General features: G+C 60.4%; 17 protein-coding genes. 13 read left to right on the top strand and 4 right to left on the bottom strand.

Annotated elements, in window-relative coordinates:
* The first annotated feature begins 29 nt into the window (after window positions 1-29).
* The 3 genes from rnhA (at window position 30) to MKS85_RS02295 (ending at window position 2356) form a co-directional block, all read left to right on the top strand.
* Window positions 30-482, top strand: a complete 453-nt coding sequence (rnhA, locus tag MKS85_RS02305; protein ID WP_047225766.1) for a ribonuclease HI — start codon at window positions 30-32, stop codon at window positions 480-482.
* A gap of 239 nt (window positions 483-721) precedes the next feature.
* A complete protein-coding gene (gene dnaQ / locus MKS85_RS02300) occupies window positions 722-1483 on the top strand; it encodes a DNA polymerase III subunit epsilon (protein ID WP_047225767.1) in 762 nt (253 codons plus the stop codon).
* A gap of 258 nt (window positions 1484-1741) precedes the next feature.
* Window positions 1742-2356, top strand: a complete 615-nt coding sequence (locus MKS85_RS02295) for a GNAT family N-acetyltransferase (protein WP_047225768.1) — start codon at window positions 1742-1744, stop codon at window positions 2354-2356.
* On the opposite strand, the gene MKS85_RS02290 is transcribed toward MKS85_RS02295, so the two are convergent.
* Window positions 2322-3215: a LysR substrate-binding domain-containing protein gene (locus tag MKS85_RS02290; RefSeq protein WP_047225769.1), complete on the bottom strand. Its 894-nt coding sequence runs from the start codon at window positions 3213-3215 to the stop codon at window positions 2322-2324. The genes MKS85_RS02295 and MKS85_RS02290 overlap by 35 nt on opposite strands.
* A gap of 86 nt (window positions 3216-3301) precedes the next feature.
* Complete coding sequence (locus MKS85_RS02285) at window positions 3302-3565, bottom strand: hypothetical protein (protein WP_047225770.1); 264 nt, start codon at window positions 3563-3565, stop codon at window positions 3302-3304.
* 184 nt (window positions 3566-3749) lie between these two features.
* Here MKS85_RS02285 and MKS85_RS02280 point away from each other — a divergent pair, with 184 nt between their 5' ends.
* The gene (locus MKS85_RS02280; RefSeq protein WP_047225771.1) at window positions 3750-4307 is read left to right on the top strand and encodes an NADPH-dependent FMN reductase; all 558 of its coding nucleotides are present in this window, start codon (window positions 3750-3752) and stop codon (window positions 4305-4307) included.
* 105 nt (window positions 4308-4412) lie between these two features.
* Window positions 4413-5696 (top strand): arsenic transporter, encoded by a 1284-nt coding sequence (locus MKS85_RS02275; protein ID WP_310662640.1) that lies wholly within the window; start codon window positions 4413-4415, stop codon window positions 5694-5696.
* A gap of 129 nt (window positions 5697-5825) precedes the next feature.
* On the opposite strand, the gene MKS85_RS02270 is transcribed toward MKS85_RS02275, so the two are convergent.
* Window positions 5826-6791 carry a DUF1853 family protein gene (locus tag MKS85_RS02270; protein ID WP_139049965.1) on the bottom strand — a complete coding sequence of 322 codons (966 nt, stop codon included), beginning with the start codon at window positions 6789-6791 and terminating at the stop codon, window positions 5826-5828.
* Window positions 6792-6894: 103 nt separating this feature from the next.
* Between MKS85_RS02270 and MKS85_RS02265 the strand changes: the two genes are divergently transcribed.
* The 8 genes from MKS85_RS02265 (at window position 6895) to MKS85_RS02230 (ending at window position 17312) form a co-directional block, all read left to right on the top strand.
* On the top strand, window positions 6895-7785 hold the full coding sequence (locus tag MKS85_RS02265) for an NAD(+) kinase (protein WP_003202709.1): 891 nt from the start codon (window positions 6895-6897) through the stop codon (window positions 7783-7785).
* Entirely contained in the window at window positions 7782-8756 is a 975-nt protein-coding gene (locus MKS85_RS02260) for a metallophosphoesterase (protein WP_171061363.1), read from the top strand. Before MKS85_RS02265 ends, MKS85_RS02260 begins: the two co-directional genes overlap by 4 nt.
* A complete protein-coding gene (locus MKS85_RS02255; RefSeq protein ID WP_047225775.1) occupies window positions 8753-9625 on the top strand; it encodes a rhomboid family intramembrane serine protease in 873 nt (290 codons plus the stop codon). Before MKS85_RS02260 ends, MKS85_RS02255 begins: the two co-directional genes overlap by 4 nt.
* 44 nt (window positions 9626-9669) lie before the next feature.
* Window positions 9670-9930 carry a YeaC family protein gene (locus tag MKS85_RS02250; RefSeq protein WP_047225776.1) on the top strand — a complete coding sequence of 87 codons (261 nt, stop codon included), beginning with the start codon at window positions 9670-9672 and terminating at the stop codon, window positions 9928-9930.
* A complete protein-coding gene (locus MKS85_RS02245) occupies window positions 9927-10757 on the top strand; it encodes a DUF2797 domain-containing protein (protein WP_076384435.1) in 831 nt (276 codons plus the stop codon). Before MKS85_RS02250 ends, MKS85_RS02245 begins: the two co-directional genes overlap by 4 nt.
* A 13-nt stretch (window positions 10758-10770) precedes the next feature.
* Complete coding sequence (pepN, locus tag MKS85_RS02240) at window positions 10771-13428, top strand: aminopeptidase N (RefSeq protein ID WP_047225778.1); 2658 nt, start codon at window positions 10771-10773, stop codon at window positions 13426-13428.
* A 412-nt stretch (window positions 13429-13840) separates the two neighbouring features.
* Window positions 13841-14893 (top strand): YCF48-related protein, encoded by a 1053-nt coding sequence (locus MKS85_RS02235; RefSeq protein ID WP_047225779.1) that lies wholly within the window; start codon window positions 13841-13843, stop codon window positions 14891-14893.
* A gap of 43 nt (window positions 14894-14936) precedes the next feature.
* Window positions 14937-17312 carry an RND family transporter gene (locus tag MKS85_RS02230; RefSeq protein WP_047225780.1) on the top strand — a complete coding sequence of 792 codons (2376 nt, stop codon included), beginning with the start codon at window positions 14937-14939 and terminating at the stop codon, window positions 17310-17312.
* Window positions 17313-17374: 62 nt separating this feature from the next.
* On the opposite strand, the gene MKS85_RS02225 is transcribed toward MKS85_RS02230, so the two are convergent.
* Entirely contained in the window at window positions 17375-22072 is a 4698-nt protein-coding gene (locus MKS85_RS02225; protein ID WP_310662639.1) for a dermonecrotic toxin domain-containing protein, read from the bottom strand.
* Between the last annotated feature and the right edge of the window lie 128 nt (window positions 22073-22200).

Below are 22200 nucleotides of genomic sequence, written 5' to 3'. Positions count from 1 at the left end.
CCTTTGCATTTTTTTCTGGATGGATTGGCATGAGCGATAGCGTAGAACTCTTCACTGACGGCGCCTGCAAGGGCAATCCCGGCCCGGGTGGCTGGGGGGCGCTGCTGGTATGCAAGGGTGTCGAGAAGGAACTCTGGGGCGGTGAAACCAATACCACCAACAACCGTATGGAGCTGATGGGCGCTATTCGGGGGCTGGAAGAGCTTAAGCGGCCTTGCGACGTATTGCTGGTGACCGACTCGCAATATGTGATGAAAGGCATCAATGAGTGGATGGCCAACTGGAAGAAGCGTGGCTGGAAAACCGCTGCGAAAGAGCCGGTGAAGAACGCCGATCTGTGGAAACTGCTCGACGAGCAGGTCAACCGTCACAACGTTACCTGGAAATGGGTGCGCGGCCATATCGGCCATCACGGTAACGAACGGGCCGACCAGTTGGCCAACCGTGGGGTGGATGAGGTGCGGGGTTTCAAGCAGGCCTGATACGAGTGGTGTCGGGGCCTGAACAGGATGATCTGTGGCGAGTGGGCTTGTGTGGGAGCAAAGCTTGCTCGCGACACAGGCGCCCTGGTTTTCCTGAAAGACCGCATTATCTTCATCGCGAGCAAGCTTTGCTCCCACAGCTTCGCTCCCATAAGCCAGGTTTCAGGTAAGTCCCCTCGTTACCGGAGCGTGTTAACATCGCCGCTTTTGCAAGCATGCCCGTTGAGAGCTGAACACTGATGGCCAACAGATCTGTTGTACTGGATACCGAAACCACCGGCATGCCGGTGACCGATGGTCACCGGATTATCGAAATCGGCTGTGTCGAGCTGATCGGCCGACGCCTGACCGGTCGCCATTTCCATGTTTACCTGCAACCGGACCGCGAAAGTGATGAAGGCGCCATCGGCGTCCACGGCATCACCAACGAGTTCCTGGTGGGCAAGCCGCGCTTCGCTGAAGTGGCCGATGAGTTCTTCGAGTTCATCCAGGGTGCGCAGCTGATCATCCATAACGCGGCGTTCGACGTTGGCTTCATCAACAACGAATTTGCCCTGATGGGGCAGCACGACCGGGCCGATATCACCCGGCACTGCACCATCCTCGATACCCTGATGATGGCTCGGGAACGGCACCCGGGGCAGCGCAACAGCCTCGATGCCTTGTGCAAGCGCTACGGCGTCGACAACTCCGGTCGTGAACTGCACGGCGCCTTGCTCGACTCGGAGATTCTCGCCGACGTCTACCTGACCATGACGGGTGGCCAGACCAGCCTGTCCCTGGCCGGCAACGCCTCCGATGGCAATGGCACGGGTGAGGGTTCAGGTAACCAGGCAACGGAAATCCGTCGTTTGCCCGCTGACCGCACGCCAGGCCGGATCCTTCGCGCCAGCGAAAACGACCTGGCCGAACATGCCGCGCGTCTGGAAGCTATCGCCAAATCTGCCGGTGCTCCGGCACTGTGGACGCAACTGGTCGAATCCCAGGCCGCGGCGAACTGATCTTGCGCCTGTGGGAGCGAGCCTGCTCGCGATGCAGGCGGCTCGGTCTGTCTGTTGGACCATGGAGATCCCATCGCGAGCAGGCTCGCTCCCACAAGGGCAGTCTTCATTCATTTCTCGCCACAATCGCCAGTACCTTCTAACCTGAGGTAACGGGCAGGCTACGGATACCCGCTTGATGTATGAAGTTTCGAGAGGCAAGGGCAATGGATGGCAGAGCGCCGTTGGTTGTCTCAAGGAATGAGGACTTTTCCCAGTATGCAGCCGGTCATGAATCCCAAGCACCCCGGCCTGTCGGTGCGTGTCGTCGATGACGGCTTTGCCGCCTACATCTGGGGCAGCGACTTCAGTTTCGAGGTCAGCGCCTATGGGACGGCGCAGGTGGGTCGGCCGGTGAGCCAATGGCCAGTGACGCCCATTGCCCCTTATCGTAAATGCTATGGCATTGATCCTGAGGAATTCAGCAGTTTCCGGGACGCTCCGGACAGCGAGATCTTCATGGCTTACCTCGATGACCAACCGGTAGGACATCTGGTGGTGAGTACCAACTGGAACGGTTTTGCCCACATCGATGAGCTTGCCGTGCATGCCCCGGCCCGTCGCCACGGTGTGGCCAGGGCATTGCTGGACGTCGCTCATTTCTGGAGCCGCAAGAAAAAACTACCGGGCATCATGCTCGAAACCCAGAACAACAACCTGGGCGCGTGCCGGCTCTATGAGCGTTGCGGTTACGTGCTGGGCGGGATCGATCACCTGCGCTATCGCGGCATTGACCGTCATACCGCCGAGGTGGCGTTGTTCTGGTACCGGTTGTTCGACGATCCACTGGGCATGGCGATCAGTGGCCCAACAGCGCCTCGGCTTGTTCCGTAATCAGTTCCAGCAGCGACTGGAGGGTGGGAGAGGTCGCCGTGCCATTCAGACTCAGCGCATACAGGCAGATGGGAATGGCGGGCGATACCGGGCATACGTCCAGCCCGCCGTCCTTGGCACCTGAAGCGGTGAAGGGGTCGACAATGGCAAGCCCTTCACCAGCCTCGACCATGGCGCGCATCATCTGATGGGTCTGTACGCGGATCTGGATGACCGGCGCGGGGCGTAGCGCCGCCAGCTTATGGTCGAACGCAGGGCTCAGCGGGTCGTGGCCATCCAGGCCCACCAGCGACTGGCCGGCCAGATCCTGAACCGAAATGTATTTTTGCCGCGGTTGCAGCCAGCCGTGGGGCGCCAGCAATTGCAGTTTGCCCTGGGCGATCATCTGGCACTGGATGTCGGAGTGTTCGGGGTCGTGCAGACTAAGGCCCAAGTCACTGTCGCGCAGCAGAAGGCTCTGAACAATGTCTCGGGTCGGTTGGCTGAGCAGGGTGCAAGGGGCGTCCGGATGGCGTCGACGCAGGGCAGCGATACTCTGTGGCAGTAACTGCTGGGCCAGCGGCGGGGTGCAAATGATGCGCAGGGGCGGCGCCTGATAGTGTTTCAGGCTGCTGGCCAGGCGTTGCACCGGTTCGAGGGTGTCATACACGCGGGTGATGCCGTCGCGCAACTCAAGGGCTTCGCGAGTCGCCTGCAATCGCCCGCGCACACTGGCAAACAGCATGAAACCCAGCTGCAGCTCGGCATCGCGCAGCGTCGCCTCCACCTCTGCCACCGGTAATTGCAGCCATTCAGCCGCCGTGCCGAGGTGGCCGGTCTGCAACAGCGCCTGGATCACTTCGATGTGGCGTAAACGCATGCAAGCAGTCCATGTTGGGCGGGAGAGCCATTGAGTGGCTGAATCCTAACCCAAGTCCGGGCATGACTTCTGCTCATAACAACAGGTTATGAGGCAATTAGCGTTTCAGCGGGCGTTTGAGCGGGCGGTAGCGTTTCCGGTTCGCGGGTTAATTCAATCTGGGACTGCACCAGCATGAATTTGCCGTCTTCGAGTTGGTTGACGCGATCTCCGATCGCCAGCTTGAAAGTGGTCACAGGCTCCTTGCCGTTACCGTCGGGCGACGGGGTCGATTCTTGGTATTCATGCACTGAATAGACGCGACCTTCGGCGTCCCGCGCATGAAATTGTCCGACAAGTACTGCTGCCATTGCTTAGAACCTCTGGAAATAAATCACTCGATTTGCGGTTCTGTAGACCTTGGTCAAGCGCGGTAAGTTTTCCTACATGAAAAAAATAGTCCAGTCGGAAGGTTTTCGGTTCTCCGCTGGTCCAATTGTTCGCCCGATCATCTATAAATGGGGCTCCCTTGAACCCATCGTCGAGAAGTGTCCAATGAGTAATGTCTACACCGTGGCCGTTTTAGTGGGGAGCCTGCGCAAGGCTTCGATCAATCGCAAGCTGGCTCTGGCCCTGGCGGATCTGGCGCCGAGCAACCTGAAGCTGGAAATCATCGAGATAGGCGACCTGCCGCTCTACAACGAAGATATTGACGTCACACCCCCACCAGCCTACAGCACTTTCCGTGAGCAGGTTGGCGCGGCCGACGCATTGCTGTTTGTCACGCCTGAATACAACCGCTCGGTTCCGGCCCCGATGAAAAATGCCATTGACGTCGGCTCGCGGCCTTACGGCAAGAGCTGCCTGAGCGGTAAACCGGGTGCGGTGATCAGTGCCTCGCCGGGAGCCATGGGTGGCTTCGGCGCCAATCATCATTTGCGCCAGTCCCTGGTTTTCCTCGATGTGCCTTGCATGCAACAGCCGGAGGCTTATCTGGCCGGTGCGGGGAGCGCGTTCGATGAGCAGGGCGAGCTGTCTGAGTCGGTGAGGCCGTTTCTGCAGAAATTCATTGATGCCTATGGCAAGTGGGTTGAACAGCACAAAAAGGCCTGATGCCCGGCATTTTCAGGCATGCATAGCGGGTGAGGGGTTTATCCCCTCGCCACAAGGCGACCCTTCTTTTCCCCTACTAAATCCCTTCTTTCAAGGCTGTTGCGCATGCTCCTCGCGTCGTTGATTTTTCTGCTGACCATTACACTGGTGATCTGGCAACCCAAGGGCCTCGGTGTTGGCTGGAGTGCAACGCTCGGTGCGCTGCTGGCGTTGTTGAGCGGGGTGGTGCAGGTCGGTGACATTGCCCTGGTGTGGCAGATCATCTGGAACGCCACCGGTACGTTTATCGCGCTGATCATCATCAGCCTGTTGCTGGACGAGGCTGGGTTCTTCGCCTGGGCCGCCTTGCATGTGGCCCGCTGGGGCCGAGGCAGCGGGCGCAAGCTGTTTGCGTTCATGGTGCTGCTGGGCGCGCTGGTGTCGGCGTTGTTCGCCAATGACGGCGCGGCGTTGATCCTGACGCCCGTCGTGATTTCGATGCTGCTGGCCTTGCGTTTTTCTCCGGCGGCAACCCTGGCATTCGTGATGGGCGCCGGCTTCATTGCCGATAGCGCGAGCCTGCCGCTGGTGGTGTCGAACCTGGTGAACATCGTCTCAGCCGACTTCTTCGGCATTGGCTTCAACCGTTACGCGGCGGTCATGGTGCCGGTGAACCTGGTCAGCGTCGCGGCCAGCCTGGCGATATTGCTGTGGTTCTTTCGCCGCGACATCCCGCGCGACTATGACCCGCATCAACTGGATGCCCCGGCGAGTGCCATCCACGACAGGGCCACCTTCTTCGCGGGCTGGGCGGTGTTGGCGATTCTGCTGCTTGGTTGCTTCGCCCTCGAGCCGTTGGGCATTCCCATCAGCGCGATTTCGGCGGTCTGCGCCGGGTTATTGCTGGCCGTCGCGGCCCGCGGTCACAAAATCTCCACTCGCAGGGTCATGAAGGAGGCACCGTGGCAAATCGTGATCTTCTCCCTGGGCATGTATCTGGTGGTCTATGGCTTGCGCAATGCGGGGCTGACTGGCTACCTGGCGGAATGGCTCGACGGTTTCGCCGCCTATGGTGTGTGGGGGGCGGCGATGGGCACCGGGCTGTTGACGGCTTTGCTCTCGTCGGTCATGAACAACCTGCCGACGGTGCTGATCGGTGCCTTGTCCATCGATGCCAGTCAGGCCACCGGGGTGGTGAAGGAGGCGATGATCTACGCCAACGTCATCGGCAGCGACCTGGGCCCGAAAATCACTCCGATCGGCAGCCTGGCGACTTTGCTTTGGCTGCACGTGCTGGCGCGCAAGGACATCCGGATTGGCTGGGGGTACTACTTCAAGGTCGGGATTGTGCTGACCGTGCCGGTGTTGTTGGTGACGTTGGCGGCGTTGGCGTTGCGGTTGTCCATTTAGACCGCGTTGGCTTTATCGCGAGCAGGCTCGCTCCCACATCGATGCAGTGTTGCCATTGAAGTTGCAAACGCCGCGGTCACTGTGGGAGCGAGCCTGCTCGCGATGAGGCCCGGACAGACGCCGCCCATCTCACCCATTCCCCGGCACATCCGGCCAACGATCCGCCACCAGGAACGCTCGCTCGGTTTCTTCCCACTCACCCTCGGCATTTTCACTCAGGCGCACCATCAATTGTGCGGGGGCCATGGGGTCGAGGGCCATTCGCCAGGCATCCAGTTGCCCGGCGCTCCAGGTCTGGTCCGCCGGATAATGGGCCGGGGCCAGCCAGCCAGCGCGGGGCAGGGGTTGCCAGCGCCCCGGCGGACGCTGGGCAACGAACGCCGGCCAGTCCCGCTGATGCAGCCACCTTCCGCGCAAATGCCTGGGATGGGCGCCGGTTGGGGGTTCGGCATGGCCGGGCCACGGGTAAAGCAGATAGCCGCCTAGCCAGAGTTCCGAGCGAAACAGCTCGATGCCCGAGGGTTCAATGCCCAGCGTTGCCAGGGCCTCTCGGCTTTCCGGGCGAGCGGAGATTGGTAGCTGGTGTTCGCGCAAATGCGCCAGTTTAAGGTCGAGCCGGTCATGGCAGCCCGGGCCGAGCCATTGTGCGGTGTCCTGCCCGTGGCCGTTTTGCGGCCCGAGGTACAACTTGATCGCCAGTTCCAGGTGGTGGATGCCGTCGCCATCGCGCAGCAGCAGGTCCAGTTCACCCAGGGTCTGGCCCTGGTGGCGGATCGGCAGGTTGGCGGCGATCAGCTCAATGCCCGGCGCGTGCTGCACCGCAAACTGCCACAACCGTTCGTAATACAGACCCAGGCGCCGGGTTCTGCCCTGGGACAGGCAATGCAGTAACGGATAGCTGTCGCGGTCCAGTTGTCGCAGCCAGTGTTCCAGTTGATGAGGCTGTTGCACCCAGTCGCTGCCGGTCAGGGGATGGCGTTGGGGCCAGGGCGTGTCGATCAGCATCGGCGGGGCAAGGATCGCCCACGCCAGGTCGCGCACTTCGGGATGGCGCAGGCGGCGGGGCAAGTCGAGCAGTTCGGGGAACAGGATCATTTTGCGAGCATAGCCTGCGTCGAAGGCTTAAAGAATTTTGTCTATGGGCGGCTTTCGCCCATAATCGTGTTTTTCGCCCGACGCAGACCCTCGCAGGAGCCCCATGGAGCAATTTCGCAATATCGGCATCATCGGTCGCCTGGGCAGTTCGCAGGTGCTGGACACTGTTCGCCGACTCAAACGTTTCCTCCTGGAGCGGCACCTGCATGTGATCCTCGAAGATACCATCGCCGAAGTCTTGCCTGGTCACGGCCTGCAGACTTCGTCGCGCAAGATGCTCGGCGAAGTCTGTGACATGGTGATCGTGGTCGGCGGCGATGGCAGTCTGCTGGGGGCCGCCCGAGCCCTGGCGCGGCACAACATTCCGGTACTGGGCATCAACCGGGGCAGCCTGGGGTTTCTGACCGATATCCGCCCCGACGAGCTGGAAACCAAAGTGGCCGAGGTATTGGACGGTCACTATCTGGTGGAGAATCGCTTCCTGCTGCAAGCCGAGGTGCGCCGTCACGCCGAAGCCATCGGCCAGGGCGATGCCCTCAACGATGTGGTGCTGCACCCCGGCAAATCCACGCGGATGATCGAATTCGAGCTGTATATCGACGGTCAGTTCGTCTGCAGCCAGAAGGCCGACGGCCTGATCGTCGCCACGCCCACCGGCTCCACGGCCTATGCGCTTTCCGCCGGTGGCCCGATCATGCATCCCAAGCTCGACGCTATTGTGATTGTGCCCATGTACCCCCATACCTTGTCTGGGCGACCCATTGTGGTCGATGGCAATAGTGAGCTGAAAATCGTCGTGTCCAAGGATATGCAGATCTACCCGCAAGTGTCCTGTGACGGCCAGAACCATTTCACCTGCGCGCCGGGTGACACCATCACCGTCAGCAAAAAAGCGCAGAAGCTGCGCCTGATCCACCCGCTGGATCACAATTACTACGAAGTCTGCCGGACCAAGCTCGGCTGGGGCAGTCGATTGGGGGGTGGAGGCGACTGATGCTCGATCCTGCGCGCAGTTACGACCTGATCGGCGACGTGCACGGATGCGCCCTGACCCTGGAACGCCTGCTGGACCGCCTCGGTTATCACAAGCAGGGCGGCGTCTGGCGGCACCCGTCGCGCATGGCCGTGTTCCTGGGGGACATCATCGACCGTGGTCCGCGGATCCGCGAAGCCCTGCACATCGTCCACGACATGGTGGTGGCCGGTCAGGCGCTGTGCATCATGGGCAACCACGAGTTCAACGCCCTGGGCTGGAGCACGCCGGCGTTGCCGGGCAGCGGCCAGCGCTACGTGCGCGAACACACCCCGCGCCATGCCCGTCTGCTCAACGAAACCCTGACCCAGTTCGAGCAGCATCCGGGCGACTGGCATGACTTTCTCAAGTGGTTTTACGAGTTGCCGCTGTTTGTCGATGCCCAGCGCTTTCGGGTGGTCCACGCCTGCTGGGACAACGGTCTGATCGAGCCGCTGCGAGGCTTGTTCCCGGACGGCTGTATCGACGAGCATTTCCTCCAGGCCTCGGCGGAGCCGGGCAGTTTCGCCTGCACGGTGTTTGATCGCCTGCTGCGCGGTACCGACATGCGCTTGCCCCATGGCCTGACCCTCACCGGCGGCGACGGCCTGACCCGTTCGTTCTTTCGCACCAAGTTCTGGGAAGACGATCCTCAGACCTATGGAGACATCGTGTTCCAACCCGACGCCTTGCCCGAACCGGTGGCTCGCACGCCGCTGTCACCCGACGAAAAGAATAATCTGCTGCGCTATGGCGTGCATGAACCCATGCTCTTCGTCGGTCATTACTGGCGCAGCGGCAAACCCGCGCCGATCCGCTCGAACCTGGCCTGCCTGGATTACAGCGCGGTGCTTTACGGAAAACTGGTGGCCTATCGTCTCGACGCAGAAACCCGACTGGACCCGCATAAATTTGTCTGGGTCGATGTCGAACGGCCGGAGGAACTGCGATGAGCGTCGTGGCGGTCTTGCGCTTGCCCTTGGCCGAGGATCTGAGCGGCTTCGTCAAATTGCTGCAACGCATGCAGGTGCCCCATCGGGTCAGCGAGGAGGCGGGCGAGCAGGTGCTCTGGGTGCCCGATGAAATCAGCGAAGACGTGCGCTCGTTGTATGCACGCTTCCCGAGCGGCGATCCCGAGCACCAGTTGGAGTTGCCGGGCACCGGCAGCACGTCGCGACGGCCTGGTTTCGTCCAGCAACTGACCCGCAGCCCGGTTACAGCACTGGTGTTGCTGCTGAGCCTGATCGTCGGCGCCGTGACGTTGCTGGGGGAAAATCTCGAGACCTTGCGCTGGCTGACATTCCTGGAGTTTCGCGTCGTCGGCGACTATATCCATTTCACGCCCCTGGCCGACAGCCTGGCGGCAGGGCAGTGGTGGCGCCTGGTGACGCCGATGCTGATCCATTTCGGTTTCCTGCACATCGCCATGAATGGCATGTGGTACTGGGAACTGGGACGGCGGATTGAAGCGCGCCAGGGCGGCATCAACCTGCTGGGGCTGACACTGCTGTTCAGCCTCGTGTCCAACTTCGCCCAATATTTCTTCAGCGGCCCGACCTTGTTCGGCGGCTTGTCCGGCGTGCTCTATGGTCTGTTGGGGCACTGCTGGATCTTTCAACTGCTGGCGCCGAACCCGGCCTATCACTTGCCCCGTGGGGTGCTGGTGATGATGCTGGTGTGGCTGGTGCTGTGCCTGTCCGGGCTGATCTCGCTGATCGGTTTCGGCGAAATCGCCAACGCGGCCCACGTCGGCGGGCTGCTCATCGGTTGCTTCACGGGTTTGTTGGGCGGGCTGTTCGCTCGTCGTAAAATGGCCCTCTGACGGCGCCTGTAATATTTGAATATGCGCGATTGCGCGGAGAACCCATGTCCTCGTTCAACGAAATGATCAAAAACATCACCCCCGAGATCTATCAGAGCCTGAAGCTGGCGGTGGAAATCGGTAAATGGGCCGATGGCAACAAGCTCACCGCCGAACAGCGCGAATTGTCGCTGCAGGCGATGATCGCCTGGGAGATGCAGAATCTGCCCGAAGAGGAACGCACCGGCTACATGGGCCCGCAGGAGTGCCAGTCGAAGGCCACAGAAGTGCCGAACATCCTGTTCAAGTCGGATGCCATCCATTGATCGAGATTGGCCGCGGTGCAATCAGCAAGATGTCGGCACGCCTTGACGGGCCGACCGTTCAATACGCCTTTCGCCTGGGCGATACCGAGGTGCCAGTCAACCCGTTGATTGGCAGCACGGTGCGCCTGGAGTTTCTCGGTGCGATCCACTGCAGCCATTGCGGACGCAGGACCAAGACCAGCTTCAGCCAGGGTTATTGCTACCCCTGCATGACTAAACTGGCCCAGTGCGACCTGTGCATCATGAGCCCTGAGCGCTGCCACTTCGATGCGGGCACCTGCCGCGAGCCGGCCTGGGGCGAACAGTTCTGCATGACCGATCATGTGGTGTACCTGGCCAATTCCTCGGGCGTGAAAGTCGGCATCACCCGCGCCACGCAGCTGCCGACCCGCTGGCTGGACCAGGGCGCCAGCCAGGCGCTGCCGATCCTGCGGGTCGCCACTCGCCAGCAATCGGGCTTTGTCGAAGACCTGTTCCGCAGCCAGGTCGCGGACAAGACCAACTGGCGCGCATTGCTCAAGGGCGACGCCGTGGCGGTGGACCTGCCGCAGATCCGCGATTCGCTGTTCGAGAGCTGCGCCGAAGGTCTGCAAGGCTTGCAGGAACGATTCGGCCTGCAAGCGATCCAGACCATAGCGGACGTCGAGCCGATCGAGATCCGTTATCCGGTGGAGCAATACCCGGCCAAGATCGTCAGTTTCAACCTGGACAAGAACCCGATTGCCGAAGGCACGCTGCTGGGGATCAAGGGCCAATACCTGATTTTCGACACTGGCGTGATCAATATTCGTAAATACACGGCTTATCAGCTCGCCGTGCATCAGTAGAAGGATTTGCCCCATGCGCACCGAACAACCGAAGATGATTTACCTGAAGGACTATCAGGCGCCCGAGTACCTGATCGACGAGACGCACCTGACCTTCGAGTTGTTCGAGGACCACAGCCTGGTCCATGCGCAACTGGTGATGCGCCGTAACCCCGAGCGCGGTGCCGGCCTGCCGCCCCTGGTGCTCGATGGCCAGCAGCTGGAACTGCTCTCGATCAAGCTCGATGACACCGACCTCAATCCGCTGGACTATCAGTTGGACGCCAGCCACCTGACCCTGCAACCCAAGGCCCCGGCCTTCACGGTGGACACCACTGTCAGGATCCACCCGGAAACCAACACCGCCCTGGAAGGCTTGTACAAGTCCGGCAGCATGTTCTGCACCCAGTGCGAGGCCGAAGGTTTCCGCAAGATCACCTATTACCTCGACCGCCCGGATGTGATGAGTACGTTCACCACCACGGTGGTGGCCGAGCAGCACAGCTATCCGGTGTTGCTGTCCAACGGCAACCCGATCGCCAGCGGTCCCGGCGAAGATGGCCGGCACTGGGCGACCTGGGAAGACCCGTTCAAGAAACCCGCCTACCTGTTTGCCCTGGTGGCCGGTGACCTGTGGTGCGTCGAAGACACCTTCACCACCATGACCGAGCGCACCGTGGCGCTGCGCATCTATGTCGAGCCGGAAAACATCGATAAGTGCCAGCACGCCATGACCAGCCTGAAGAAGTCGATGCGCTGGGATGAAGAGGTCTATGGCCGTGAGTATGACCTGGACATCTTCATGATCGTCGCGGTCAACGACTTCAACATGGGCGCCATGGAAAACAAGGGCCTGAACATCTTCAACTCCAGCGCAGTGCTGGCCCGCGCCGAAACCGCCACCGATGCCGCGCACCAGCGGGTCGAAGCGATCGTTGCCCACGAGTATTTCCATAACTGGTCGGGTAACCGCGTGACGTGCCGTGACTGGTTCCAGTTGTCCCTCAAGGAAGGCTTCACTGTGTTCCGCGACGCCGGTTTTTCGGCCGACATGAACTCAGCCACGGTCAAGCGTATCCAGGACGTGGCGTACCTGCGCACTCACCAGTTTGCCGAAGACGCAGGTCCCATGGCCCACCCGGTGCGCCCGGACAGCTTCATCGAAATTTCCAACTTCTACACCCTGACCGTGTACGAAAAGGGGTCGGAAGTGGTCGGCATGATCCACACCCTGCTGGGGGCCGAGGGCTTTCGCAAGGGCAGCGACCTGTACTTCGAGCGCCACGACGGCCAGGCCGTGACCTGCGATGACTTCATCAAGGCCATGGAGGATGCCAACGGCGTCGACCTGAGTCAGTTCAAGCGCTGGTACAGCCAGGCGGGTACGCCACGGCTGGCGGTCAGCGAGTCCTACGACGCTGCTGCCCGAACCTACAGCCTGACCTTCAGCCAGAGCTGCCCACCGACCCCGGACAAAATGGAAAAACTGCCATTTGTGATTCCCGTGGAGCTGGGTTTGCTGGACAGCAAGGGCAATGAAATCCCTCTGCGCCTGGCCGGCGAAGCGGCGGCAACTGGCACGTCCCGGGTGATCTCGGTGACCGAAGCCGAGCAGACCGTCACCTTTGTCGACATCGCCGAAAAGCCGTTGCCTTCGTTGTTGCGCGGCTTCTCGGCCCCGGTGAAGCTGAGCTTCCCGTACGATCGGGACCACTTGATGTTCCTGATGCAGCACGACAGCGACGGCTTCAACCGCTGGGATGCCGGCCAGCAGTTGTCGGTGCAGGTGCTGCAGGAACTGATCGCCCAGCATCAGAAAGGCGAAAATCTGGTGCTGGATCCGCGTCTGGTCAGCGCTTTGCGTAGCGTGCTGTCGGACGAATCCCTGGATCAGGCCATGGTCGCGGAAATGCTCTCGCTGCCAAGCGAGGCTTATCTGACGGAAATCAGCGAAGTGGCCGACGTGGAGGCGATCCATGCCGCGCGGGAATTCGCCCGTCAGCAACTGGCGGACAATCTGTTCGAAGCCCTGTGGCTGCGCTATGAGGCCAACCGTGACCTGTCCAAGCGCACGCCGTACGTGGCCGAGGCCGAGCATTTCGCCCGCCGTGCCTTGCAGAACATCGCGCTGTCGTACCTGATGCTGACCGACAAGCCGGAAGTGCTCAGTGCCACCCTGGAGCAGTTCGACACCGCCGACAATATGACCGAGCGTCTCACGGCCCTGGCGGTGCTGGTCAATTCCCCGTTCGAAGCCGAGAAGGCCAAGGCGCTGGAAGTGTTCGCGGAGAACTTCAAAGGCAATCCGCTGGTCATGGACCAATGGTTCAGCGTCCAGGCCGGCAGCCCGTTGCCGGGCGGCCTGGCGCGGGTCAAGGCCTTGATGGAACATCCGGCGTTCAATATCAAGAACCCGAACAAGGTACGCGCTTTGGTGGGGGCGTTTGCCGGGCAGAACCTGATCAACTTCCACGCGGCTGACGGTTCAGGTTATCGCTTCCTGGCGGATCTGGTGATCCAGCTCAATGGCTTCAACCCGCAGATCGCCGCACGGCAACTGGCGCCACTGACCCGCTGGCGCAAATACGACAGTGCCCGCCAGGCGCTGATGAAAGCCGAGCTGGAGCGCATCCTGGCGTCCGGCGGGCTGTCGGCCGATGTGTTCGAAGTGGTAAGCAAGAGCCTGGCGTGACCTTGGCACCGCGGTCTGCCTGGCAGGCCGCGGTGTTCCCATCGCGAGCAGGCTCGCTCCCACAGGTGATCTTCAGTGAGCATATATCTTGTGTTCAACATTGATCCCTTGTGGGAGCGAGCCTGCTCGCGATGGCGTCAGACCTGTCTACACAACAACCGCCTCGATAGCCTGCCATAACCTCCCCGAATACCCCTTCATTCACCCCCGACCGCACTGCGCCACGGTTAACAAAAGATAACGCGGCGTCGATTGTCAGACCTTTCCAAAGCCCGATAGGATAGGTCAGCTTCCGAAGTGGCTCTAGATTGCAGGTTTCAGGACTATGCTCCAGAACAGTCAATCACGATGAGCCCGCTTACGGCGCCCTGAAGGGTTGAATGACCTAACAATAATAATGGGGGAAAGGTCTATGAATGAGCCTGTCATGGCTGTGGGCCGCTGCCGGCCGCCGGTACTGCGCAGAGTCGCGTTGCTGGTCTCGGCGCTCTCGCTGCTGGGCTCTGCCGTGTTGTCTGCACCGGTGATGGCCGTAGCGGCTTCGACATCCGATGTCATCTATTCCGTCGAGTCGGCCAAGGCCAGCAAAACCCTGATGCTCGATGTGGTCCATGCCGGCAAACGCCTGGTGGCGGTCGGTGATCGCGGGCACATTGTCTATTCGGACGATCAGGGCGGTTCCTGGACTCAGGCCAAGGTGCCGACCCGCCAGTTGCTCACCGCAGTATTTTTCGTCGATGACAAACACGGCTGGGCCGTGGGGCACGACGCGCAGATACTGGCCAGCGAAGACGGTGGCAGCACCTGGACCAAGCAATTCGAAGACCTGACCCGTGAATCGCCGCTGCTGGACGTCTGGTTCAAGGACGCGAGCAACGGTTTTGCCGTGGGCGCCTACGGGGCGCTGTTCGAAACCACCGACGGCGGCAAGCACTGGGAAGAGGTCGGGGATCGTCTCGACAACGAAGACCAGTTCCACCTCAACGCGATAGCTGCGGTGAAAGACGCCGGGCTGTTCATCGTCGGTGAGGCCGGCAGCATGTTCCGCTCCAGCGATTGGGGCCAGACCTGGGAAAAGATCGAAGGCCCATACGAAGGTTCGCTGTTCGGCGTCATCGGCACCGCTCAGCCTTCAACGCTGTTGGCCTACGGCCTGCGCGGCAACCTCTATCGCTCCACCGATTTTGGTAGCACCTGGGAGCAGGTCGAACTCAAGGCCACCCGCGGTGCCCTGGAATTCGGCCTGTCCGGGGCCACGCTCTTGCCAGATGGCTCCATCGTAATTGTCGGCAACGGCGGCAGTGTGGTGCGCAGCAGTGATGACGGCGTGACCTTCAGCGTGTTCAACCGCCCGGATCGGATTTCCGTGGCGGCTGTCACGGCGGCGGGCAACGGCAATCTGATCCTGGCAGGACAGGGTGGCGTTCATGCCACCACCCCCACCGGCGCTGAATTGAGCAAATGAGCCGCAAACATCCGGCGGGCACAATAACAAGAAGGCGGACCCCATGAGCAGTCATCACCAAGACAAGGCGACGTTCCTCGAACGCCTGATTTTCAACAACCGCCCGGCAGTGATCGTCATTTGCCTGTTGGTCAGTATTTTCCTGTTCTGGCAGGCCACGCTGATCCGGCCGTCCACCAGTTTCGAAAAAATGATCCCCCTCGAGCACCCCTTCATCGAGAAGATGCTCGAACACCGCAATGACTTGGCGAACCTGGGCAACACGGTGCGGATTTCCGTGGAGGCCACCAACGGTGACATTTTCTCCAAGGATTACATGGAGACTTTGCGCCAGATTCATGACGAGGTGTTCTACATTTCCGGCGTCGACCGCTCCGGCCTCAAGTCGTTGTGGAGCCCGAGCGTGCGCTGGACCGAAGTGACGGAGGAGGGCTTTGCCGGTGGTGAGGTGATTCCCCAGAGCTATGACGGCTCGGCAGACAGCCTCGACCTGTTACGCAACAACGTGCTCAAGTCCGGCCAGGTCGGACGTCTGGTAGCCAACGATTTCAAATCGAGCATCATCGATATCCCGCTGTTGGAGTCCTATCCGGACCCGCAGGACCAGGGCAAGCTGCTGGCCCTGGATTATCAGAAGTTCTCCCACGAACTCGAAGACAAGATCCGCAACAAGTTTGAAGCCCAGAACCCCAACGTAAAGATCCATATCGTGGGCTTCGCCAAGAAGGTCGGTGACTTGATCGACGGCCTGACCATGGTGGTGATGTTCTTCGGCGTGGCCTTCATCATTACCCTGGTGCTGCTGTACTGGTTCACGAACTGCATGCGCAGCACCATTGCAGTGCTGAGCACGACCCTGGTGGCCGTGGTCTGGCAGTTGGGGCTGATGCACGCCGTCGGCTTCGGGCTCGATCCTTATTCGATGCTGGTGCCGTTTCTGATCTTCGCCATTGGTATCTCCCACGGCGTGCAGAAAATCAACGGTATCGCTTTGCAATCCAGTGAGGCGGACAACGCCCTGACCGCGGCGCGGCGCACATTCCGCCAGTTGTTCCTGCCGGGGATGATCGCAATCCTGGCGGATGCCGTCGGCTTCATCACCTTGCTGATCATCGACATCGGCGTGATCCGGGAACTGGCCTTCGGTGCGTCCATCGGCGTGGCGGTGATTGTGTTCACCAACCTGATCCTGTTGCCGGTGGCGATTTCCTATGTTGGCATCAGCAAGCGTGCCATCGAGCGCAGCAAAAAGGATGCGACGCGGGAGCATCCGTTCTGGCGCCTGCTGTCGAAGTTTGCCAGCGCCAAAGTCGCGCCGGTGTCGATCATCCTGGCCTTGATCGCCTTTGGTGGCGGCCTCTGGTACAGCCAGAACCTGAAGATCGGTGACCTGGACCAGGGCGCGCCGGAGTTGCGTCCGGACTCGCGCTACAACCAGGACAACAACTTCATCATCAGCAACTATTCCACCAGCTCCGATGTCCTGGTGGTGATGGTCAAGACCAAGGCTGAAGGCTGCTCACGCTATGAAGCCATGGCTCCCATCGACGAACTGATGTGGAAAATGCAGAACACCGAGGGGGTGCAGTCGGCGATCTCCCTGGTCACCGTGTCCAAGCAAATGATCAAGGGCATGAACGAGGGCAACCTGAAGTGGGAAACCCTGTCGCGCAACCCTGACGTGTTGAACAACTCCATTGCCCGGGCCGATGGCCTGTACAACAACAACTGTTCCGTGGCCCCGGTGTTGGTTTTCCTCAACGACCACAAGGCCGAGACCCTGGACCGCGCCGTGAAGGTGGTGCAGGAGTTTGCCAAGGAAAATAATCGCGACGGCCTGGAGTTCATCCTCGCCGCCGGCAACGCTGGCATTGAGGCTGCAACCAACGAAGTGATCAAGGAATCGGAACTGACCATCCTGGTCCTGGTGTACATCTGTGTGGCAACCATGTGCATGATCACTTTCCGTTCCTGGGCGGCGACGCTGTGCATCGTGCTGCCGCTGGTGCTGACCTCGGTGCTGGGGAACGCCCTGATGGCCTTCATGGGTATCGGTGTGAAGGTCGCGACGCTGCCAGTGGTGGCGCTTGGCGTGGGGATAGGCGTGGACTACGGCATCTATATCTACAGTCGCCTGGAAAGCTTCCTGCGGGCCGGCTTGCCGTTGCAAGAGGCGTACTACCAGACGCTGAAGTCCACCGGTAAGGCGGTGTTGTTCACTGGCCTGTGCCTGGCCATCGGTGTGTGCACCTGGATCTTCTCGGCCATCAAGTTCCAGGCCGACATGGGGCTGATGCTGACGTTCATGTTGTTGTGGAACATGTTCGGGGCACTGTGGCTGCTGCCGGCGCTGGCGCGGTTCCTGATCAAGCCTGAAAAAATGGCAGGGCAGAAGAGTAAGTCGTTGTTTGCCCATTAATACATGTGGCGAGGGAGCTTGCTCCCTCGCCACAATGAATTACGCCAGCCTTTGAACAGAGATCAAGGCGCCAACGGCAAGAACTTGCTCTGCGCCAACGGCCTGCCGATCTGTCCTCGATGCACATTCACCACCGCATAAGGGCTTTTCGCCTTGGCCAGCATCGAGTGATAGTGCTCCCGGCGTTGCTCCTTGGTTTTCAGATGCGCGACGCTGAAATCCGCTTTCGGCGTATCGGCCGCCTCGTAGTGAAAATGCGCATACCACAGCGGCCAACCGTCGCGGTCATTGATGGCGTACTCCTGAAGGAAATCCTTGCGCTCGCTTTTCAAGGCTTTGCGTTCGCCGAGCCGGGCAACCTGTATCAGGTTCTTTTCGAACAGGTAGCGCAGGTTGCTGTCGGTGGGCGGCAATTTGAAACTCAGTTCGGTACGCAGGGCGCTGCCCCGGGTAGCCAGGCGGGAAGCTGCGTTTGACAGTTCATCGATCAATGTTTGATCTGCTGGTGTGCGCGGTTTTGTCGAGGCGGTGAAGGCCCTTTCCAGTTCTTCGCAGCGTTTGCGGTAGCGACTCGCCTCATTGTTCATGATCTCCTCGATTTCCTGAGGAAAGCGGCACTGGGTTTTATACCGCTCTGCGCTCAGTAAACTGTTTTCCAATTGATCCAGCAGCTTGCGCGCTTCGCTCTTGATCGTTTTGATCGCTCTGGTGCGCGGTGGTGGCGGAACCGGTCGTTGTACTTCGACGATGTCCCAGACGTCATCGTGCTGTGAATACGTGGCGAGTAACTCGTCATCGACTTCGGAGCGTAACTCGACGACTTCAATCGGCAGGGAGGTGCCGGCGGGTTTCAGATCACCAATCAACACGCCGCCCTTACGGGTTTTGATCACCTTTTTTTGCGGACGCCCGCTCGCCGTTTTGGTGCGTTTTTGCGGACGCTTGCGCGGTTGCGGCGCCGGTTTTAGCTCGGCGGACAATGTCTTGGAGGCGTCGTCATAGAGCTGTTCGATCAGCTTGAACAGCCTGTCGAAATAGGATGGATCAATGTCGCTGGCATTGAGTGCCTTGATGCCCTGCATGGCATCAAGGGAAGCGCCATAGTTTTCGGTCAGACTTTCCAGCACTTCAAGCCGCTCCGAAGGGGGCAGGTCATATGTTCCCAGGTCGGAGTGGGAGCGCACCTGTTCCAGCAAGAACTTGATGAGGTTATGCAGACTGGCGGGAAGGTCGGAGTCGGGGTTTTTGACCAGCAGGGCCCCGAGTATGGGTAACTGCACGGCCTTGGTGGCCAGCGCCGTTCTTTCTTCCTCGGGACGGTCCTTGGTCAGCCGCTCGAATATCTGCGCGCCTTCGGCATCCAGGTTCAATAGCGCGTCCAGGTGTCGATCTTTGAGTTCCAGCCAATAGATGGAACGATCGTTGATGACGCTCATTGCGTCGAGGTACGCAAAGTAGCCTGCGGGGTTGTCGGCGACAGCCTCCTTCAACGCCGGTCCGTTTTTTATGAATTGGATATTGGCGGCATCCAGGGCCAATAAATCCAACTCGACGACAAGAAAGGCTTTACGGGCATTGTTGACCACGTTTTCCATCAGGGCGCGAAGCATTTCCGGGGGCAATGTCATGTCAAGGCCGGCATATTCGGTTGCTTTGTTCAGCAGCCGCAGATAATCGTCAGTCTGGTCCTGGAGCAATTCATAAAACTGCGTACGTTTTGCCGCACGTTGCTCCTCGGTAAAGGCGCCTTCCTGAGTTCTGCTCATGACTTCCTGGGCAACTTGCACGGCCTTTAGCTTATCGGCTTCCTGTGCATGATAATTCGCCAGCTCCCGGCTCAGTTCCATCCCCCGCTGGGCCCTGAGCTTGCGCAGTTCGGCCACCCGCTTTGGGGGCATGCCCCCGCGCAGACGCAGGCGTAGATCCATGGACCAGTTGCCTTGGGTATCCGATTTCAACACCGGACCATTTTTTGCCGGGTTTCGCGGAGCCTGCGGGTCGACGATCACCGTATTGCCGTCCGGCTCCGGACTGATCCGATACAGTTGGTCTTCCACCAGTGCGTGCCATTTGTTCTGGATGACGTACAAGCCTGTATAGGGGCCATATTTGATCGGTTCAGGCATTGAAGTAGGGCGTGGCACCTGTAGCTGTTGCAGCCGGTTACGTTGTTCCGCTGTCAGGCGCTGGCGGGCACTGGCGAAACTGAGGTCCAGGTGCCTGCTGGCGCCCTGCAAGTGTTCGCCGGGCAAGCCCACCGGCCCTTCGAGAATGCGAGGCGACGCAGGCGCAGGCCATTGCTCAGGGATGACGCGCGGTGCTGGGGGACGCATCGCCTGTTCCTTCAGCGCATCGGGCAACGGTGCATGGGACAAGGCGCTGATGGCGGGAAACTGGTGCACCAGCATGCCGAGGTTGAGCAGCAGATCGACAGCGGCGAGCTCCCGGGTCACCGGGTCTTCGCTGCTCAGTGCCGGGATATCCTGGCTGGCGCTGGCCATCAGGCTCCACAGCCAGAAGGTGGCCATGACCGGGCCACGCAGCAAGGGCATCAGCAACGTATTGAACAGCAGGCTGCCGCCCTTGAGGAGCATGGCCCAGCGGCTCTCGCTGTTGGAGACTGAATCACGGTCGGCCTGGGAGATCAGGGCGCGGGCATTGCTGCCGTACAGATACTGCATCAGCTCGCCGTTGCGCAGGAACTGCCGCAGTTCGTCGTTCGCACCGTCGATGGCCAGCGTCGCAGGGGCGGGCTTTTGTGGAAGATTGAATTCGTCGCCTTGGAAAAACCGCACGATGTGCGGCTCCTGGAAACCGCCATCGGCATAGACCGGCCGTGCGGCGTCAGTCATCCAGGTCAGGATGCTTTTTTGCAGGTCCCCTGGGGTGACGACGGCCTTCAGAAGTGCCTCGCGCGTCTGGAACTCTTGCAACGAGGGCGCGTAAAGCGGGCGATACAGCAGGTGTGGTCCGGTTTGGATATCCTCCGGCTCGATAATGAACATATTGTTCACGATGTCGGGGTGGGCCTCGGGTTTGCGCAGGAAGGCCAGGTGGCGGATGACCACCGACTGGCCGCTGACCTGTTGGCTATCGGCGTCGGGATTGAGGAGCGCTTCAACCAGGCCCAGTCCTTGGCGGGTCACACCGTTTTCGTTGTTGAGCATTTGCTGGAAGGCTTCAAGCGGCAACTGTGCCGCGATCTGTTCGGCAAACATCCGCTGGCGTTCCTGGGCTTGAGGTACATCGTCCAACAGCCGTTGTTGCAGGTAGCGGGGATAGGCCGAACCAATGTCGACCTGTTCGATCAGCCCGTTCTTGCGGGTAATGAAGTCCGGCGTCAGCCACCGGGGCAGCGTCAGGCCCAAGCGATGGCTGAGGATCAGGTTTGCACTCGGTCGGGCGATGAGGTTGTTGATGGCCAGCTCGGTCAGGCTCATCGTCCGTTTTTCGATGATCCCTGTGGTCCCGGGATAACCGGCCGCCACGCTGAAGGTCAGTTCTATATCATCAGGCTGGTATTGGCTGGGTTGAGCCTTGTCCGGGTGGCTGTCGTTGGTTTGCCGCATCTGTTTGAGCAGGGCGTCGGCGGTAAAGGCCTTGATGTCTTCAATGTCGCTGAGAAAGGTGCGGCCCTGGTGGCGTTTTTTCGCGCTGGCCAATGTCAGGCTGTAGTGCTGGAATTTGGTTTGATCGACGATGGAAGCTTTTTTCAACCAGTCGGGCAACAGCGGCTCGATCCGTGCCGACGTTTCCGGCGTCAGACGCGGCGCGTCAAGCAGATAACGGGCAGGGTCGCTCAGCTCCTGGTAGAGCGTCGACAGGTCTTGCAGGCCAATCCGCGAAGGCAACTGCACTGCGTTCAGGTCGGCCAGTTGCTGCTCCAGCACCATAGCCGCCTGGGTGTCGAAGACATTGCCACTGATCTCGTTGCGTTGACAGGTGAGCGTGTCGACCACGTACCGGCTGGCGATCAGTGCGCCCCAATGGTGATTGAAGGCTTCCAGGGATGCAAACGACTGCACGGCGCCGCCAGGGCTGCATAGCAGGAGGAGGGTGACGCCCTTTTTGGAGTGGTCCAGGAGAATTTCGCTGCCGGTCAGCACGGTGTTGGAGCCGTCTCGGATGAGCTTGGTTTCCAGGCTGTAAGCGTAGACGGGGGATGGGTTGTTGCGGCGAAAGCGCTGCTCGCGCTCCGGCCAGCGGACGATCTGGTCCAGGGCTTCGCGCGCCTGGTCAGTGAGGCCGGGTTGTCGCAGCCTGCGGATAGACAGCGTGTTCTTCAGTGCATCGCTGAGCCAGCGCCAGCGGCTGAGGTTATTGCTTGTGTCGATTCCGGCGTTCCAATAGCGGGTCAGCGCATCCTCCAGCCCGATCGGTACGGTCCAAGGCAGTTCAAGCAGCAGTTTTTCGATGACCCTGATGTCCAGCTTCCCGTCGTCCGGTGAGAGCTCGCGGGGCGGGGTGTCGGTAAGAAAGCAGCGACGCCCACCGCGTTCCGGGAAATCCAGAGGGGTGCCGAGGGCCAGGTATTCGAGGACGCGGGGCATGAACGGTTGGAGCGTAAAGCCGCGAGAGGCTGGGTCCGGTGTGGCCAATCGGGTCTTGGACAGGTCGAAGGTCAGCGAGGGGTATTTTTCCTTGATGGCTTGCTCGAGCATGCGTTGCGCGATTTCTTCGAAGGTCGGGCGGCTGGCAAATAGCAGGCTGAGCCTTTGCGCCAACGCGGGGAGCGTATTGGCCGGAGCGGGTGCGGTCATATGAAATCCTTTTCATAAATTCATGGCCGCCGGGAGTGACGACGAGGGAAGTATCGACATCCCGCTCCTGCGAGGGCGGTAAATAAATACCACCCTGGCGAATGCGGGTTATGCCTGGCCTCGTCGGG

The organism is Pseudomonas sp. JL2 (assembly GCF_031570495.1).
Lineage (GTDB): Bacteria > Pseudomonadota > Gammaproteobacteria > Pseudomonadales > Pseudomonadaceae > Aquipseudomonas > Aquipseudomonas rhizophila.
Note: the sequence above shows the minus strand (reverse complement) of the source record. Positions and strands in the feature narration are given on the sequence as shown.

What these genes read in the sequence shown, in the direction of transcription:
- rnhA (WP_047225766.1), top strand. Translation starts at nt 30, where the DNA reads ATGAGCGATAGCGTAGAACTCTTCACTGACGGCGCCTGCAAGGGCAAT.
- dnaQ (WP_047225767.1), top strand. Translation starts at nt 722, where the DNA reads ATGGCCAACAGATCTGTTGTACTGGATACCGAAACCACCGGCATGCCG.
- MKS85_RS02295 (WP_047225768.1), top strand. Translation starts at nt 1,742, where the DNA reads ATGCAGCCGGTCATGAATCCCAAGCACCCCGGCCTGTCGGTGCGTGTC.
- MKS85_RS02290 (WP_047225769.1), bottom strand. Translation starts at nt 3,215, where the DNA reads ATGCGTTTACGCCACATCGAAGTGATCCAGGCGCTGTTGCAGACCGGC.
- MKS85_RS02285 (WP_047225770.1), bottom strand. Translation starts at nt 3,565, where the DNA reads ATGGCAGCAGTACTTGTCGGACAATTTCATGCGCGGGACGCCGAAGGT.
- MKS85_RS02280 (WP_047225771.1), top strand. Translation starts at nt 3,750, where the DNA reads ATGAGTAATGTCTACACCGTGGCCGTTTTAGTGGGGAGCCTGCGCAAG.
- MKS85_RS02275 (WP_310662640.1), top strand. Translation starts at nt 4,413, where the DNA reads ATGCTCCTCGCGTCGTTGATTTTTCTGCTGACCATTACACTGGTGATC.
- MKS85_RS02270 (WP_139049965.1), bottom strand. Translation starts at nt 6,791, where the DNA reads ATGATCCTGTTCCCCGAACTGCTCGACTTGCCCCGCCGCCTGCGCCAT.
- MKS85_RS02265 (WP_003202709.1), top strand. Translation starts at nt 6,895, where the DNA reads ATGGAGCAATTTCGCAATATCGGCATCATCGGTCGCCTGGGCAGTTCG.
- MKS85_RS02255 (WP_047225775.1), top strand. Translation starts at nt 8,753, where the DNA reads ATGAGCGTCGTGGCGGTCTTGCGCTTGCCCTTGGCCGAGGATCTGAGC.
- MKS85_RS02250 (WP_047225776.1), top strand. Translation starts at nt 9,670, where the DNA reads ATGTCCTCGTTCAACGAAATGATCAAAAACATCACCCCCGAGATCTAT.
- pepN (WP_047225778.1), top strand. Translation starts at nt 10,771, where the DNA reads ATGCGCACCGAACAACCGAAGATGATTTACCTGAAGGACTATCAGGCG.
- MKS85_RS02235 (WP_047225779.1), top strand. Translation starts at nt 13,841, where the DNA reads ATGAATGAGCCTGTCATGGCTGTGGGCCGCTGCCGGCCGCCGGTACTG.
- MKS85_RS02230 (WP_047225780.1), top strand. Translation starts at nt 14,937, where the DNA reads ATGAGCAGTCATCACCAAGACAAGGCGACGTTCCTCGAACGCCTGATT.
- MKS85_RS02225 (WP_310662639.1), bottom strand. Translation starts at nt 22,072, where the DNA reads ATGACCGCACCCGCTCCGGCCAATACGCTCCCCGCGTTGGCGCAAAGG.